This is a genomic window from Flavobacterium sp. K5-23 (genome assembly GCF_023278045.1).
Lineage (GTDB): Bacteria > Bacteroidota > Bacteroidia > Flavobacteriales > Flavobacteriaceae > Flavobacterium.
In genome coordinates, this window is record NZ_CP056783.1 from 1,933,988 (window position 1) to 1,949,065 (window position 15,078).

Genomic DNA, 15,078 nt, shown 5'->3' on the forward strand with positions numbered 1-15,078 from the left:
CTAATGCGTTACTAATAAAAAAATGAAATGAAAGTATTTTATAAGAGAGTCCTAGTTCTTTTTGCATTTTTAAATTTGTGGTCCCTTCATGCACAAACTAATTTTAATGCCCTTGATGAAAGCGGAAAAAAGCATGGGGTATGGAAAGGTGTTTTTGAAGAATCGAAAAGGCCCAGGTATGAAGGAACTTTTTCTCATGGTAAAGAAATTGGTTTGTTTAAATTTTTTGATGATACTAAAGCCGGTTCTGTTATAGCTACAAGAGAATTCAATGATAAAGACAATACTGCCTATACGATATTTTATGATCAGGCTAATAACAAAGTCAGTGAAGGGAAGATTGTAAATAAATTATTTGATGGGAAATGGATTTACTATCACCAAGCTTCAAAAAAGGTGATGACCTCTGAAAATTATAAAAACGGTAAGTTAGAAGGACTTCGTTCTGTGTATTTTCCTGATGGAAAAATTGCCGAAGAAATCAACTATAAAAATGACGTTAAAGAAGGTTTTTATAAAAAATATACTGCTGACGGAACTGTACTTGAAGAATCTAATTATAAAAATAATGAGTACAATGGCTTAGCTGTTTTTAAAGATCCTTCGGGGAATGTGGTTTCTCAAGGACAGTTTGTAAATGGAAAAAAAATGGGGATTTGGAAATTTTTCGAAAAAGGGAAACTTCTAAGGGAATTGAATATGAGTATTCCATCGAATGCCACAAAAAGTAAGAGCAATTAAGTGTTGCCCTTAATGGCATACTGTTATAAATCTTTGTAACTTTGCCCCTTATTAAAATATAATTAGATTAAAATGAAGCGTGTTGTAGTAGGACTTTCAGGTGGTGTTGATTCAAGTGTTGCAGCTTATTTATTGCAACAGCAAGGGTATGAAGTGATAGGTCTTTTTATGAAAAACTGGCATGATGATTCAGTTACTATTTCTAATGACTGTCCGTGGCTAGAAGATAGTAACGACGCCTTATTAGTTGCTGAAAAATTAGGGATTCCTTTTCAAACAGTGGATCTAAGTGAAGAATACAAAGAGAAGATCGTTGATTATATGTTCAACGAATATGAAAAAGGGAGAACTCCTAATCCTGATGTGCTTTGCAATCGCGAAATAAAATTTGACGTTTTTATGAAAATTGCTTTAAGTCTTGGTGCTGATTATGTGGCAACTGGGCATTATTGTAAAAAAAGTGAATTAGAAGTCAATGGTGAAACAGTATATCAATTGCTTGCCGGTGCCGATAATAATAAAGACCAGTCTTATTTTCTTTGTCAATTGTCACAAGAGCAATTGTCAAAATCCTTATTTCCTATTGGAGAGTTAACTAAGCCTGAAGTACGCGAAATTGCTGCCGAAATGGAATTGGTAACTGCTGAAAAGAAAGATTCTCAAGGATTGTGTTTTATTGGTAAAGTACGTTTGCCAGAATTTTTACAACAAAAATTACAAACAAAAGAAGGTTTGATTATACAAATCGATAAAAATAATGCGGTATATAATTCAGTGATTAATGAAGGATTATCTGCAGAAAATACTTTGGCTTTAGCCTCAAATAAAATTTTATACACACCAGACATGGGTAAGGTTGTAGGGAAACATCAAGGTGCTCATTATTTCACTATTGGACAACGAAAAGGATTGAATGTAGGAGGTACTACTGATCCCTTGTTTATAATTGCTACTGATGTAACCACTAATACTATTTATACTGGTTTAAGTAGTCAACATCCTGGTTTATTTAGAAAAGGACTTTTTATTGATAAAGCAGAAGTGCATTGGATTCGTACTGATATGGCTTTGGCCAATGGAGAACAAATGGAAGTTATGGCAAGAATTCGCTACAGACAGCCGTTACAAAAAGCGATATTGCACCAGTTCGAAAACGGAATGTATGTTTCTTTTGATGAACCACAATCTGCAATTACCGAAGGCCAATTTGTAGTCTGGCATATAGGGGATGAATTAGTTGGTTCGGGAGTAATATCTTAGATTAGTACTTTGGGTTTAAAAAGCTTGAAATTCAGGCTGTTTATTAAATTGGGAAATCTTCGGTTTTTAAAAGAATTTGTTTGATAGTATGAATTCTATTAAGCATCAAATAATGGTTAATTATGAAAAATTTTTACATTCTCATTTTTTTATTGCTAACTACAATAGCGTCTTCACAAGAAGATGCTTGGGTGTATTTTAATGCTAAACCTAATTCGCAATTTTACTTTGACTCTCCACTGCAAATGCTTTCTCAAAGGGCATTAGATAGAAGAACAAAACAAAATATAGCTATAGATTTCAAGGATGTTCCAGTTGAACCCACTTATATTAGTCAAGTTGAAGCTGTTTCTGGTATTAGCGTTATGGCCAAATCGAAATGGCTGAATGCCATCCACGTTAGAGGGACCCAAGCTGTGATAAATTCGTTAAAAACATTCTCTTTTGTTGCTAAAGTTGACTTTGCTAACAAGACTTTGAATACATCTGGTAAAATAGCCAAAACTTACAAAAACCAGGAACAAAATAAGACGGAGAAATCTAAAGTTGATTTTACTTACGGTACATCTGCAAACCAAATACAGATGTTAAATGGTCATTTATTACATCAGCAAAATTATACAGGCTCCGGAAAAATAATTGCTATTATGGATGGCGGATTTCCAGGAGTAAATACTGCTTTGCCCTTTCAAAGATTACGTGATAATAACCAAATTTTAGGAGGTTATGATTATGTAAATAGAAACAATAATTTTTATGTTGGTGATAATCACGGTACATTGGTTCTGTCATCAATAGGAGGATATAAAGAAAATGCATTGGTAGGGTCTGCGCCAGATGCATCATATTATTTATTTATAACTGAAGATGTGCGTAATGAAAATCCTGTAGAGGAATCTCTTTGGGTTGAAGCAGCTGAAAATGCTGATATGCTTGGAGTCGATATAATAAATACGTCATTAGGGTATTTTGAATTTGACAATCCGGCTTATAACCATACTTATAGTGAAATGAATGGCATTACTACATTTATGTCAAAAGGTGCCGAAATTGCTTTTAGTAGAGGAATAATTGTTGTTGCCGCAGCAGGTAACGAGGGAGCAACCAGTAATCCCCATATTGCAGTTCCAGCAGATGCCGTTTCTGTGATTGCCGTAGGTGCTGTTAATGCTACAAAAACAAAAACTTCTTTTAGTTCTATAGGGCCCTCTTATGATGGAAGGACAAAACCGGATGTTATGGCACAGGGGAAAGCAGCCGTTTTGTCGAATGAAGCAGGTACAATCATCACTGCAGACGGAACTTCTTTTTCAAGTCCGATAATGGCTGGTGTGATAGCTTGTTTATGGCAGGCATTCCCAACCAAAACAAATCAAGAAATCCGTCAATTAATTATTCAGTCAGGAGATAGATTTGTTTCACCTAATGATCAATACGGTTATGGTATTCCGAATTTTAGTTGGGCTTTATCGAATGGACTTTTTGTGGAGGATTTTTTAACTAATTATTTTACGGCTTATCCAAATCCAACTTCAAATTTTGTTACAGTCACTTTTCCCGAGAGTTTTAATAGAGGGAAAGTGGTTTTCTATTCTGTATTAGGGCAAAAAGTGTTAGAGAAAAACATCATTGGGCAAACAGACAATATCTCTTTAGAGTCGCTGAGCAAGGGGACTTATTTTTATCAAATAGAATCAGATGTTTTTTCTAAAAGCGGAAAAATAATAAAACAATAATATTCAAGCTATTAAATGAATAAAATCACAAGCCTTTTTAAGATTAAGTACCCAATTATTCAAGCAGGAATGATATGGGTAAGTGGACATAAATTAGCTTCTGCAGTAAGTAACGCGGGAGGATTAGGAATAATAGGAGCAGGATCGATGTACCCTGAGGTATTGAGAGAGCACATACAGAAATGTAAAAAGGAAACATCAAAACCTTTTGCAGTAAATGTACCAATGTTGTATCCTAATGTCGAAGAGATAATGAAAATTATTGTCGAGGAAGGAGTTAAAATCGTTTTTACATCGGCAGGAAATCCAAAAACGTGGACCTCTTATTTAAAAGAAAACGGGATAACGGTAGTACATGTAGTCAGCAGCTCTGTTTTTGCTTTAAAAGCGCAGGATGCAGGTGTTGATGCTGTTGTTGTTGAAGGTTTTGAAGCTGGAGGCCATAATGGAAGGGACGAAACAACTACACTGACACTTGTGCCAATGGTCAAAGAGAAAATAAAAATTCCTTTGATTGCAGCTGGAGGAATAGGAACGGGTCGCGGAATGCTTGCTGTAATGGTTTTAGGCGCAGATGGTGTACAGGTAGGAAGTAGGTTTGCCGCTTCAATAGAATCATCAGCTCACGCACATTTTAAGAAAACAATCATTGAGGTCAAAGAAGGGGATACACAGTTAACATTGAAAGAATTGGCACCTGTGCGATTGATAAAAAATAAATTCTATCAGGATGTTCAGGAATTATATGAAAAATGCCCTTCGAAAGAAGAGTTAACAGCATTATTAGGTAGAGCAAGAGCAAAACGCGGAATGTTTGAAGGTGATTTAGTGGAAGGGGAACTGGAAATAGGTCAGATAGCCGGATTGATTCACGAAATAAAATCAGCGGAAGATATTATTGTTGAAATGCTTACAGAATATGAATTAGCCAAAAAAGAAGTAACGGAATTCAATTTCTAAAAAGATAAAGAATGACTAAAGTAAAAGTATATGTAGTGCTGCTCTTTTTGGGTTTAGGTTTGCAGCAATCGTATAGCCAAAAATACAAATTCAAAACATCAGGTTTTAGTGTTTTGGAAAAAAACGAAAGAGGGAAATGGGGGAAGTGGTCTGACCTGAATTTAGTCAATTTAATGGTTTCATTGGATACTGATAAAAGCAGAATTGTTGTTTACTCTCAGATTATTCAACTATTTGAAATTATTGTTTATCAACCAACTGAGGAAAATGAAAACGACATTGTTTATTCCTTTACCTGTAAAGACAATAACGGGGAAGATTGCACCGTGTCTATTATTACAAGAAAAAAACAGGAAAACAGGAAACAGCTCTATATTAACTATGACAATAAGATTATTCTTTATAACATCTTTAATATGTAGTTATTAAACATAAAAAAGTCGCTCTAGAGCGACTTTTTTATGTTTAAAATGTTTTTGTTTTTTTGCGTGAGGGATGGAAATGTAAAGCCCACAGCCTGACGAAGGAAGAGCGCGGACTTGCAATGTACAGCCCGACCGTAGCTTTTGCGAAGGGCACGCCCAAATTTACTCTATGTCTTTTATAAAATCATCGTATTCAGAATAGAACTTCTCTAATGCGCTCATTTTTTCATTGTAAAAATCGAATATTTCGTCCCAGTAATTTCGATTGCTGACACTAACACCCAGTTTTTCAACCCAAATACGGCTAATGGTTTTTCCGTTTTCAAGAACGTGGTTTTGTTCGAAAACTAAATCAGTGATGAATTCCTCTGCTAAAATATTCTTTAAGGCTTCGAGTTTTTCAAAATACGCGTTTCGAATGTCATTATTGCGATGCTCAATGTCTATAAGAACCTGTGCTTTTTTATTGTCAACATAAAACTTGAAAGAGAAGTCTTTTATTTTTGTATCGTATAACACCCATTTTCTTGGGTATTTATCTGCGAATGTGACCCAGAATTCTCGCTTTAGTTTTTGAGTTTCTTCTTTGCTGTACATTTTGTTAGGTTGTATTTGATTCTGGAAAATTTGCTAACTGTTTTTTTCCAGCGTATATTTATAGTATAATTAGAATGCAAAAATAGACTTTGATTATGGATTTTCAATATTTTTTAGAATATGTTCCCAATTTAGCTGTGGCAAAACTTCCAGCTATAGAAGCTCATATGAAAATGGTGCCTTTTGAGCGCATTGAAAGTTTGAAAAAAGGGGGGGATGTAAAGATGAAACCAAGAATTGCTGCGGTAATGATGCTGCTTTATCCTAAAAATGGGATAACCCATTTGGTACTTATAGTTCGGAATTCCTATGAAGGAGTTCACTCGGCTCAAATTGCTTTTCCAGGCGGGAAATATGAGACAATAGATTCCGTTTTTTCAAATACCGCTTTGCGTGAAACTCATGAAGAAGTGGGGGTTCATCCTGATAATATGGAAATCATAAAGCCATTTACACCCATGTATATTCCGCCAAGTAATTTTGAAGTTCATCCTTTTTTAGGAATCTGTAAGGAAGAAGTTTGTTTTGTGCCAGATCCTACAGAAGTGTCTGCAATCATTGAATTACCGTTATCAGTTTTTTTAAGCGATCAAATAATTGTAAATGCTAATATGTCCACTTCATATGCCAAGGATGTAAATGTTCCGGCTTTTGAAATTGAAGGACATATTGTTTGGGGAGCTACCGCTATGATGTTAAGTGAATTGAAAGACGTTTTGAAGGATGTGTTTAGTTCGCAGAAATAAGTATTATTGATACTGTTATTTTCTTATTAAAATGTAACTGCGCTTTAATTCAGTGTGTTAGCGTTTTTAAGTGCTAAAAAATAAATTTCGTAAGTTTGCACACCAATTTTACAAACACTTATACTCATATTTATGGGATTATTTAAAAGAAATCCATTTGGTCATATACTCTTTTTAAAGAGATTGTTAATTCGGATTTTCGGAGCGGCTACTCATAGACGTTATAGAGGATTCAATGAATTACAGATTGAAGGATCGGAAATTATTAGAAATTTACCAGAGACTAACGTGCTTTTTATATCAAATCACCAGACTTATTTTGCTGATGTGGTGGCTATGTTTCATGTTTTCAACGCCAGTTTGAAAGGTAGGGAAAACAACATAAAAAACGTATTGTACTTATGGAATCCTAAGATGAACATTTATTACGTTGCAGCCAAAGAAACGATGAAAGCAGGTTTGTTGCCTCGTATTATGGCTTATGCAGGAGCAATATCAGTAGAACGCACATGGCGAGCTAAAGGTGTTGATGTAGCGGATAAAAAAGATGTGAATCCTAATGACACCGAGAATATAAAAATAGCTCTTAAAGACGGTTGGGTTATTACGTTTCCTCAAGGAACAACAAAGTCTTTTAAGCCAGTTAGAAAAGGAACTGCCCATATCATAAAAGAACACCGTCCTATAGTGGTGCCTATTGTGATTGATGGATTTAGACGTTCCTTCGACAAAAAAGGCCTCCGTATGAAGAAGAAAGGTATTCTTCAGTCTTTTATCATCAAGGAGCCTTTGGAAATTGATTATGACAACGATACTATTGATGAAATAGTAGAAAAGGTGGAGTTTGCAATTGAGCAACACGCTTCCTTTTTAAAAGTGATTCCAGTAGAGGACATTGAAGAACAGGAAAAATTAAACAAACTCCGTAAATGGGAGTATTAAGATAAAAAAAAGAGTTCGCCGTGGCGAACTCTTTTTTTTATAAATCTATTTTCTTTAATTCTTTATAATTGGCATACAGCCTGCGGAGCAGGATTCCGTAAAGCAATCTGTAAAACAACCAGAATGCCCCAACAAATGCAAGTGTGACTAATAATAATAATATACCTATAGTAATTGCCATTACTTTATCATTATGAACAATTTTGTCTCTTAAAACAGCTGTTTCAGGAGTTAAAGTAAATGCGATTACAAATCCAATAATTAAACTAATCAAAATCATTCCAAGGTTGTACCAAACATAACATTGTACCGTTTTTCGGGTTTTTAGTATGTCTTTCATCAACTGTTTTGTAGAAACGGTTGTCGTTATTTGGATATAATTTCTATAAAATAAATAGATAAAAATTAATATAACTCCATAATTAAAATAGGTTAATCCTTTTAAAAGAGGAATTAATTCATCCTGATGCATTTTTTTAAAATAGTCGTCAGTATTGAAAAATATACTAATCGATGTCCATAATAACACCTCTAAAATACTAATAATCAAAATCCACTTCACGATAGAAGACGACTTTTTATGGATCATTTTGTAGATCTCCGTTTCGCTTACCTGCTCAAAAGAATTCTCATTCTTTTTCCAGTCTTTTTTTAATAAATCCAGCTCTTTCATATTCCTTAAGGATTTAATATTTTTTTTAGTTTCCCTTTAATTCGGTTCATTTTTACTCTCGCATTTACTTCGCTTATACCTAAAGTTTCTGATATTTCATGGTAATCTTTATCTTCTAGATACATGAAAATTAATGCTTTCTCAATGTCATTTAATTGGTGTACTGCTTTGTACATCAGCTTTATCTGCTCCTCCTCTTCATAATTATAATCAATTTCTTTTGTGAAATGTTGCCTTGCTTCAAACTCTACAGTAGCCACTGACCGTTTGTTTTTTCTATATAAAGTAATGGCTGTATTCAATGCTACACGATAAGCCCAAGTGGAAAATTTGCTATCGCCTCTAAATTTTGGAAAAGCCTTCCATAACTGAATCGTAATTTCCTGAAACAAATCCTTATGTGAGTCATCGCAAGAAGTATATAATCTACAAATTTTGTGGATTATATTCTGATTTTCCTGCAATTGCTTTACAAAAGAATGTTCTAGATTTTCACTCATAATTCATTAGTGTAACATAAGTCGTTTTTGTTACAGTTTACTTTTTTTTTATTTAGGAGCATAACTTTTTAGATATATAAAAACGTCTAGTCCCGCTGTACATTTCAATCCACTCGCCGCGGCGAGTGGGATTTTCATTTCCATCGGGGCTATTTATTAAATTTAGTTTTCCAAAACCTGTTTCCAATACACTCTTTTGTACTTCCACACTTCCTTTGTATTCTTTACAACCATAAAATGAGTTAAACTTTAGTATATTTATATTTTACAACTTTGATCACAATCATCACACATATGAATATCCCAATTTCAACTTTACCCAGAATCGTAATTATAGGAGGAGGTTTTGCAGGAATCGCTATAGCTAAAGAACTAAGAAACCAAAAAGCGCAGGTTGTTCTTTTAGACAAACACAATTACCATACTTTTCAACCTTTATTGTATCAGGTGGCAACAGGCGGCCTCGAAGCGGGTTCTATTGCTTACCCTATTAGGAAAGTGATTCAGGAACACGATGATTTTTATTTTAGACTTACTTCTGTTCAGGAAATAGATACCAAAAATCAAAAAGTCATTGCCGAAATAGGTGAATTGAGTTATGATTATCTTGTTATTGCCACAGGGTCCAAAACAAATTATTTTGGGAACAAGGATATAAAACGCTTCAGTATGGCTATGAAAACCATACCCCAATCCCTCAATATACGAAGTCTGATTCTCGAAAATTTTGAACAGGCTGTACTCACAACGGATACAGCCGAGAAAGATAGCCTAATCAATTTTGTTCTTGTAGGTGCTGGTCCCACAGGTGTAGAGCTTGCGGGCGCTTTGGCCGAAATGAAAAAAGCCATCCTTCAAAAAGATTACCCCGATCTTGATATTGCCAAAATGGAAATCAATCTGATTCAAAGTGGGGACAGAATACTAAATACGATGAGTGAGAAATCGTCTTTGGCGGCCGAAAAATTTCTACTTAGCCTCGGTGTGAAAATCTGGAAAAATGTAAGGGTAACTAATTATGACGGACGAACCATAACCACAAATTCCGATTTGAGTTTTGAAACCGCAACCGTAATTTGGACCGCTGGAGTACAAGGAGCTCTAGTGGCAGGTTTAGATGCGGAATCTCTAGTTGAAAGAGTAGAACGCATCAGGGTAAATGAATTCAATCAGGTAAAAGGTTATGATAATATATTCGCAGTAGGTGATATTGCCTCAATGGAATCCGAAGAATATCCTCAGGGACACCCTATGATGGCACAACCTGCGATACAGCAAGGAAAATTATTGGGGAGTAACATTGTGAAATTAATCCAGAAAAAGGAAATGAAACCTTTTGAATACAATGACAAAGGATCTATGGCGACCATAGGACGTAACAAAGCGGTGGTTGATTTACCCCATTATCATTTCAGTGGTGTTTTTGCTTGGTTTGTCTGGATGTTCGTGCATTTGTTTTCATTGATTGGATTCAAAAACAAAGCCGTGGTTTTCCTGAATTGGGTGTACAACTACATCCGATTCGACCGTGAAGGAAGGTTAATCATCAGACCATACAAAAAGAAAAGTTTTACCGCTTTTACCAGCGATGAGATATAAAGATGAGATATAAAATAATTATGGGCTGGAGTATAGCTTAAATCAAAAATGACAACATGGAAATAGAACATATCTTTATTTTGCTAATAATTATTCTTTTAGTTTTAAACTTTAAAAGAATATTTTTCTATTTTAAAAATTATAATCATCAAAAAGAAATTGATTTTAAAAAAAGAACAAATTTAGAATTATGGAAATTGAGAAAAATATCAAGTGGAATTTTCATGTTTGGGTTAGAAAAATATTTTATAAATAATTCAGACTTTTATTTTGATGAAAAAAAGTTATACTTAATTAAAACTAACCAACCAGTAATAGAACATTCCATTTCTGATATTATAGAAGTTAGTAAAACTTTACTGAGTATAAATAAATGTAAAGTTTGGAAAATAATTATCAATGATTTAAATGAGCAAATAGTTTATAAGATTATAACAAATGATTCATTGTCGAACAATAATTTCAACTTGTTTTTAGATAAAGTGAATGAAAACAGTGATTCAATTGTTGATTCAAATTGGTTGTGGTAATTATAATAATTAAAAAAAAGATGCGGCAATATCTGTTTATATAGATGGCAGTATAAGTGATTTGTATCATAGATGCTCTAATGAATTCAATCATGGTTTTGCGCTTGAATTTATAATCAAAGTCACCCGGTTATAAGTAATGTGATTTTAAATGGAGCTAAATTTATAGTTTAGAACTCTTTTTCTTTATAGTAGTTCACCATCAAATTCACAAACTTACTGTAACTCTCCATACCATCTTTTTGTTGATTGATTTTTAAGAAATTATCGTAGATTAAATGAAAACCGGTTTCGATAGGGGATTGGTATTGTTTCCAGAAATCCTCACTTTCCTGATAGTTTTTTAGAATTCCGGGATGAACTGTTTCCAGTAATTGTTGGAAAACTTTTTCATCTCGTGCTCGCCAATTTCCTAAACAATAATGCAAAGCAAAACTATATCCCGAATACTGAAAATACGGATTATCGTTTTTTACTGATGCTAAAAAGCCTATAAAGTTGCATTCGCTCTCACTTGCAAATCCCATTTGATGCGCCATTTCGTGGCAACTGGTGGTTGGTGAGTTGTACATAGGCATCATATAGTTCACTTGTGCTTCATTGGTAAACGGATTCAAATAACCTCCAAAACCCATATAAGTCAAGGGTAAACTAATAATCGATTTTTTTGCGCTTAGTTTTTCGTAAGTAAAAAAAGAATAGTCGGTAGCTAGGTTTTTATACCCATTTAAATTCATTGTAAAGACCTGATTGTGGGAATAGGGAAGTGCGACTTTCAGGCTGTCATTTTTTGTGATTTGGCTATGAATAGCGTTTGTTTTTGCAATTAAATTTTTGGTAAAAACCAATAAATCAGCATCACTGTACTCTCTTTCAATCGCCATTTTTTCGAATAATGGTTGACGGTAATAATTCAACGCCCATAAAATATGAAACAAAAAATAGAATACCGATAAAAAGCTTAAAACCTGTAACGTATTATCTTTCCATTGCAGTTTCCAGGTTTTTCTCTTGTTCCAAAACCATCTTAGAACCATTACAATTACTATAGAATAAATGATGTCTCCTATAGAAAATGGGATTCTACCAAAAACAGTTCTTGAAAACAAAGCGATTTTTGGGTACAAACCAGTACTATAGTAATGTTCGATAAATTCAGGAAAAAAGGCAATGATTTGTAGTGCAGTAATTTGGAAAACAAGGAATATTGGAAGAATGTGTTTTGGTTTCAAGGCAATAATTTTTTTATAAATGTAAATATAATTACAATAGCATTTAGTGCCGAAAAAGAATTTAAACTTTGTAACTTTGATGCTATTAAATAATAAACTTCAAACACAAATAAATGAGTCAAGAAATAAGAAATTTAGAGCCCAAAGTACTTTGGAATAAATTTGCCGATTTGAACGAAGTTCCACGTCCATCTAAAAAAGAGGAGCGTGTAATCGAGTTTATGAAAGATTTCGGAAACAACCTAGGTTTAGAAACTTTTGAAGATGATATTCGTAATGTAATTATCCGTAAGCCAGCCACTCCAGGAATGGAAAACCGTAAAGCGATTGTTTTACAAGGACACTTGGATATGGTACATCAAAAAAATGCAGATACTGTATTTGATTTTGATACACAAGGAATTGATATGTATGTTGACGGGGACTGGGTTCGTGCAAGAGGAACTACTCTTGGTGCTGACAACGGTCTGGGTGTAGCTACTATTATGGCGATTTTAGAAAGTAAAGATATTCCTCATCCAGCTATTGAAGCTCTTTTTACAATTGACGAAGAAACTGGAATGACAGGGGCTTTGAATTTAAAAGGCGGAATTCTTCAAGGTCAGATTCTTTTGAATTTAGATACGGAAGAAGATGATGAAATTGACATTGGTTGTGCAGGTGGAATTGATGTAACTGCAGTTGCAGAATACGATGAAGAGGAGACTCCTGAAGGGTCTGTTGGGTATACGATTACTGTAAAAGGATTGAAAGGTGGACATTCAGGAATGGATATTCACAAAGGTCTAGGGAATGCCAATAAAATTATGAACCGTTTGTTATTTGATGGTTTTGATAATTTTGGTTTACAAATTTCCGAAATAAAAGGAGGAAGTCTTCGTAATGCCATTCCTAGAGAAAGTGAAGCTAAAGTTATTATCGCTGCCGTTTATGATGAAGCTTTTGTTTTTGACATGCAACAAATTGTAAACGAAATCAAAGCTGAATTTAAAACAACAGAGCCTAATCTAGAAGTTGTTTTTAACAAGATGGATGTAACTCCAGCTACAGTTATGCCTACGATTGCTCAGTTTTATTTTGTGAGAGCAATGTATACGGCTCATAACGGGGTATATAGAATGAGTGCTGATTTTGATGAATTAGTAGAAACATCTAATAATATTGCTAAAGTAGTTTTAGGTGAAGGAAAACTTTCTGTTCAGTGTTTAACACGTTCTTCTGTTGAGACTTCAAAATTTGATTTGGCTAACGCCTTGCGTTCTGCTTTTGAATTAATGGGTTGTGAAGTGGAATTTTCAGGATCTTATCCAGGATGGACACCAAATGCTGAATCTGAAATATTAGATGTATTGGTTCCTATTTACGAAAAGCAAAATGGCGAAAAACCAAAAGTGGTGGCTTGTCACGCTGGATTAGAATGTGGAATTCTTGGGACAAATTATCCTGATATGGATATGATTTCTTTTGGACCTACTATTCACGGTGCGCACTCTCCAGATGAAAGAGCAAGTATTTCTTCTTCACAAAAATATTGGAAATTTGTATTGGAGATTTTAGCTAATATTCCAATGAAATAGTATTAAGTGTTCATTATTCAAAAAAAAATAGTGTTCAGTAACTTACGAAACTGAACACTATAATTTGAATATTGAATACTAATTTTAGTCTCTTTTAGGACTGTTTTTCTTGTCTCTTTTCTCTTCTTTTTTCTCTTTAGCCGTTTTAAGGGGTTCTTTTTTGACGGTTTTTTTTGAGTCTTGACTTTTTGCCATGATATAAGTATTTAAATTGTGTTTTTATTTTATGATTTGAGTAAATGTATATATTATTTTGGTTTGTTTCGAAAATTATTTTAAAAAATCACCATCGATGATTAATAATTCGGTTCCGTTGCCCGAAATAGAACGATGTGAGCTTAAATTTTCGGAAACAACATAAGTCATTCCTTTAGAAAGTATAGTTTGTTCCCCATTCTCCATTTCGCTAATAAATCCCCCTTCCAGACAGTAGTGTACGATATGCCCTTTTTGACACCAATGATCTGCAATGTACTCTTTTGAATAAAATACTTTCCGAATACGTAATCCTCCTATTTGCATTGTTTGCCAATGCGATATTCCCGTTGTACCTTCGTGTGTTGTTTTTTCTATAATATCCCAGTTGATAGCTTGGAAAGGAATGATTGACATTTTTAGGATTGATTAAATTATTATAGAATTGGTTTTATATTCGTGTCTTAAAAAAAATGTCCCTAAATACAGAAGTAAATAGGGACATTTTTTTTTCTAAGATGTTATCTTTTTTTCAATATTTTATACTCCTCATAGCAGCCACTAATTGCATCCATGATTTGTAAATCATTTGCTGTTTTAATAAAGGATTCAGAGTAGTTACATCGCTGTAATATTTCAGCTATTTCGTTTTTGTCTACACCTAAAAGGATTGCTATGGTTTCTCTGTCAAATTTTGATTCCAAAACGTGACGTACGGTATCATCCTTTTTCATTTCTTTAAGCTTTTTGAGCTCTTTTGGTCTTCTTCCAAAAAAGTTGTAAAGCATATCGGCAGGGTTGAAAATAGATCCCAAGACTTTGCTGAAAGCATTTGGAGAATATTCACCAGCTTCATAACCGTGAGTTAATCCAGAAATGCTATAGCGATAGTTTTCCTTGGTTGGAATTGTTTTTGCATCTACTTCAAGGTATCCAGTTAGATTAAAAGGACGAATGACTACTTCTTCAAGTGCAATTGCTTTTTCAGTAAGATAGATCCTTGTTGTTTTGTTTTTTATCCAGTCGTTTGTGACTTTTACTCTAAGGGATTGAAATCCTAAAAGGGAAAGATGTAAGGTGTCGTTAGCTTGTACGCTTATTTCAAAGTAACCTTCAGTGTCCGTCTGGGCACCTCTTACTTTGTTGATGTTGATGATGTTGACACTTGCTAAAGGCAATTTAGTGTTGTCGTTGAGGATGAATCCTACTACTTTTAGGGAAGGTTCTGTGGTTTGTGCCAAAGCTGTTGCCGAAAGTATTATAAAAAAGAAGACTACAAAATATTTCATAAACTGGTTTAAAACTTTAAAAGTAATAAAACAGGATTAAATATTTTGTAGTCTCTTATATTATTATAAGAAAATT

The 15,078-nt window shown here is 33.9% G+C and carries 16 protein-coding genes; 10 read left to right on the top strand and 6 right to left on the bottom strand.

What is annotated here, in order from left to right:
- The first annotated feature begins 27 nt into the window (after positions 1-27).
- From FLAK523_RS08390 to FLAK523_RS08410, 5 genes are all read left to right on the top strand, one after another.
- Positions 28-741, top strand: coding sequence for a toxin-antitoxin system YwqK family antitoxin (locus FLAK523_RS08390; RefSeq protein ID WP_248902528.1), 714 nt, complete (start codon positions 28-30; stop codon positions 739-741).
- Between the two features lie 72 nt (positions 742-813).
- Positions 814-2,001 (top strand): tRNA 2-thiouridine(34) synthase MnmA, encoded by a 1,188-nt coding sequence (gene mnmA / locus FLAK523_RS08395; protein ID WP_248902531.1) that lies wholly within the window; start codon positions 814-816, stop codon positions 1,999-2,001.
- A gap of 122 nt (positions 2,002-2,123) precedes the next feature.
- Positions 2,124-3,737, top strand: coding sequence for a S8 family serine peptidase (locus FLAK523_RS08400; protein WP_248902533.1), 1,614 nt, complete (start codon positions 2,124-2,126; stop codon positions 3,735-3,737).
- A gap of 15 nt (positions 3,738-3,752) precedes the next feature.
- Positions 3,753-4,697 (top strand): nitronate monooxygenase family protein, encoded by a 945-nt coding sequence (locus tag FLAK523_RS08405; protein ID WP_248902542.1) that lies wholly within the window; start codon positions 3,753-3,755, stop codon positions 4,695-4,697.
- An 11-nt stretch (positions 4,698-4,708) separates the two neighbouring features.
- Positions 4,709-5,119, top strand: a complete 411-nt coding sequence (locus FLAK523_RS08410) for a hypothetical protein (RefSeq protein WP_248902544.1) — start codon at positions 4,709-4,711, stop codon at positions 5,117-5,119.
- A gap of 165 nt (positions 5,120-5,284) precedes the next feature.
- Here FLAK523_RS08410 and FLAK523_RS08415 read toward each other — a convergent pair whose 3' ends face one another.
- A complete protein-coding gene (locus tag FLAK523_RS08415; protein ID WP_248902545.1) occupies positions 5,285-5,719 on the bottom strand; it encodes a DUF4268 domain-containing protein in 435 nt (144 codons plus the stop codon).
- Between the two features lie 95 nt (positions 5,720-5,814).
- On the opposite strand from FLAK523_RS08415, the gene FLAK523_RS08420 reads away from it, so the two are divergent.
- Positions 5,815-6,465, top strand: coding sequence for a CoA pyrophosphatase (locus FLAK523_RS08420; RefSeq protein WP_248902548.1), 651 nt, complete (start codon positions 5,815-5,817; stop codon positions 6,463-6,465).
- Between the two features lie 132 nt (positions 6,466-6,597).
- Positions 6,598-7,407 carry a 1-acyl-sn-glycerol-3-phosphate acyltransferase gene (locus FLAK523_RS08425; protein WP_248902550.1) on the top strand — a complete coding sequence of 270 codons (810 nt, stop codon included), beginning with the start codon at positions 6,598-6,600 and terminating at the stop codon, positions 7,405-7,407.
- Between the two features lie 37 nt (positions 7,408-7,444).
- Here the strand turns inward: FLAK523_RS08425 and FLAK523_RS08430 are convergent, their stop codons facing one another.
- The gene (locus FLAK523_RS08430) at positions 7,445-8,080 is read right to left on the bottom strand and encodes a hypothetical protein (protein ID WP_248902551.1); all 636 of its coding nucleotides are present in this window, start codon (positions 8,078-8,080) and stop codon (positions 7,445-7,447) included.
- Between the two features lie 5 nt (positions 8,081-8,085).
- A complete protein-coding gene (locus FLAK523_RS08435; protein ID WP_248902554.1) occupies positions 8,086-8,580 on the bottom strand; it encodes an RNA polymerase sigma factor in 495 nt (164 codons plus the stop codon).
- Between the two features lie 294 nt (positions 8,581-8,874).
- Here FLAK523_RS08435 and FLAK523_RS08440 point away from each other — a divergent pair, with 294 nt between their 5' ends.
- Positions 8,875-10,179 carry an NAD(P)/FAD-dependent oxidoreductase gene (locus tag FLAK523_RS08440; protein WP_248902555.1) on the top strand — a complete coding sequence of 435 codons (1,305 nt, stop codon included), beginning with the start codon at positions 8,875-8,877 and terminating at the stop codon, positions 10,177-10,179.
- Positions 10,180-10,235: 56 nt separating this feature from the next.
- Positions 10,236-10,709 carry a hypothetical protein gene (locus FLAK523_RS08445; protein WP_248902557.1) on the top strand — a complete coding sequence of 158 codons (474 nt, stop codon included), beginning with the start codon at positions 10,236-10,238 and terminating at the stop codon, positions 10,707-10,709.
- 170 nt (positions 10,710-10,879) lie between these two features.
- Here the strand turns inward: FLAK523_RS08445 and FLAK523_RS08450 are convergent, their stop codons facing one another.
- Positions 10,880-11,941, bottom strand: coding sequence for a DUF3810 domain-containing protein (locus FLAK523_RS08450; RefSeq protein WP_248902559.1), 1,062 nt, complete (start codon positions 11,939-11,941; stop codon positions 10,880-10,882).
- Between the two features lie 113 nt (positions 11,942-12,054).
- Between FLAK523_RS08450 and FLAK523_RS08455 the strand changes: the two genes are divergently transcribed.
- Complete coding sequence (locus tag FLAK523_RS08455; RefSeq protein ID WP_248902561.1) at positions 12,055-13,518, top strand: aminoacyl-histidine dipeptidase; 1,464 nt, start codon at positions 12,055-12,057, stop codon at positions 13,516-13,518.
- 270 nt (positions 13,519-13,788) lie between these two features.
- On the opposite strand, the gene FLAK523_RS08460 is transcribed toward FLAK523_RS08455, so the two are convergent.
- Together FLAK523_RS08460 and FLAK523_RS08465 are read right to left on the bottom strand one after the other, a co-directional pair.
- Positions 13,789-14,130, bottom strand: a complete 342-nt coding sequence (locus tag FLAK523_RS08460) for a DHCW motif cupin fold protein (RefSeq protein ID WP_248902563.1) — start codon at positions 14,128-14,130, stop codon at positions 13,789-13,791.
- Between the two features lie 104 nt (positions 14,131-14,234).
- Positions 14,235-15,002 (bottom strand): carboxypeptidase-like regulatory domain-containing protein, encoded by a 768-nt coding sequence (locus FLAK523_RS08465; RefSeq protein WP_248902565.1) that lies wholly within the window; start codon positions 15,000-15,002, stop codon positions 14,235-14,237.
- Between the last annotated feature and the right edge of the window lie 76 nt (positions 15,003-15,078).

Bases quoted from the DNA above. Each gene is read 5' to 3' on its own strand.
- FLAK523_RS08435 (WP_248902554.1), bottom strand. From the start codon at position 8,580: ATGAGTGAAAATCTAGAACATTCTTTTGTAAAGCAATTGCAGGAAAAT.
- FLAK523_RS08390 (WP_248902528.1), top strand. From the start codon at position 28: ATGAAAGTATTTTATAAGAGAGTCCTAGTTCTTTTTGCATTTTTAAAT.
- FLAK523_RS08425 (WP_248902550.1), top strand. From the start codon at position 6,598: ATGGGATTATTTAAAAGAAATCCATTTGGTCATATACTCTTTTTAAAG.
- FLAK523_RS08465 (WP_248902565.1), bottom strand. From the start codon at position 15,002: ATGAAATATTTTGTAGTCTTCTTTTTTATAATACTTTCGGCAACAGCT.
- FLAK523_RS08420 (WP_248902548.1), top strand. From the start codon at position 5,815: ATGGATTTTCAATATTTTTTAGAATATGTTCCCAATTTAGCTGTGGCA.
- FLAK523_RS08410 (WP_248902544.1), top strand. From the start codon at position 4,709: ATGACTAAAGTAAAAGTATATGTAGTGCTGCTCTTTTTGGGTTTAGGT.
- FLAK523_RS08400 (WP_248902533.1), top strand. From the start codon at position 2,124: ATGAAAAATTTTTACATTCTCATTTTTTTATTGCTAACTACAATAGCG.
- FLAK523_RS08430 (WP_248902551.1), bottom strand. From the start codon at position 8,080: ATGAAAGAGCTGGATTTATTAAAAAAAGACTGGAAAAAGAATGAGAAT.
- mnmA (WP_248902531.1), top strand. From the start codon at position 814: ATGAAGCGTGTTGTAGTAGGACTTTCAGGTGGTGTTGATTCAAGTGTT.
- FLAK523_RS08455 (WP_248902561.1), top strand. From the start codon at position 12,055: ATGAGTCAAGAAATAAGAAATTTAGAGCCCAAAGTACTTTGGAATAAA.
- FLAK523_RS08440 (WP_248902555.1), top strand. From the start codon at position 8,875: ATGAATATCCCAATTTCAACTTTACCCAGAATCGTAATTATAGGAGGA.
- FLAK523_RS08415 (WP_248902545.1), bottom strand. From the start codon at position 5,719: ATGTACAGCAAAGAAGAAACTCAAAAACTAAAGCGAGAATTCTGGGTC.
- FLAK523_RS08460 (WP_248902563.1), bottom strand. From the start codon at position 14,130: ATGTCAATCATTCCTTTCCAAGCTATCAACTGGGATATTATAGAAAAA.
- FLAK523_RS08445 (WP_248902557.1), top strand. From the start codon at position 10,236: ATGGAAATAGAACATATCTTTATTTTGCTAATAATTATTCTTTTAGTT.
- FLAK523_RS08405 (WP_248902542.1), top strand. From the start codon at position 3,753: ATGAATAAAATCACAAGCCTTTTTAAGATTAAGTACCCAATTATTCAA.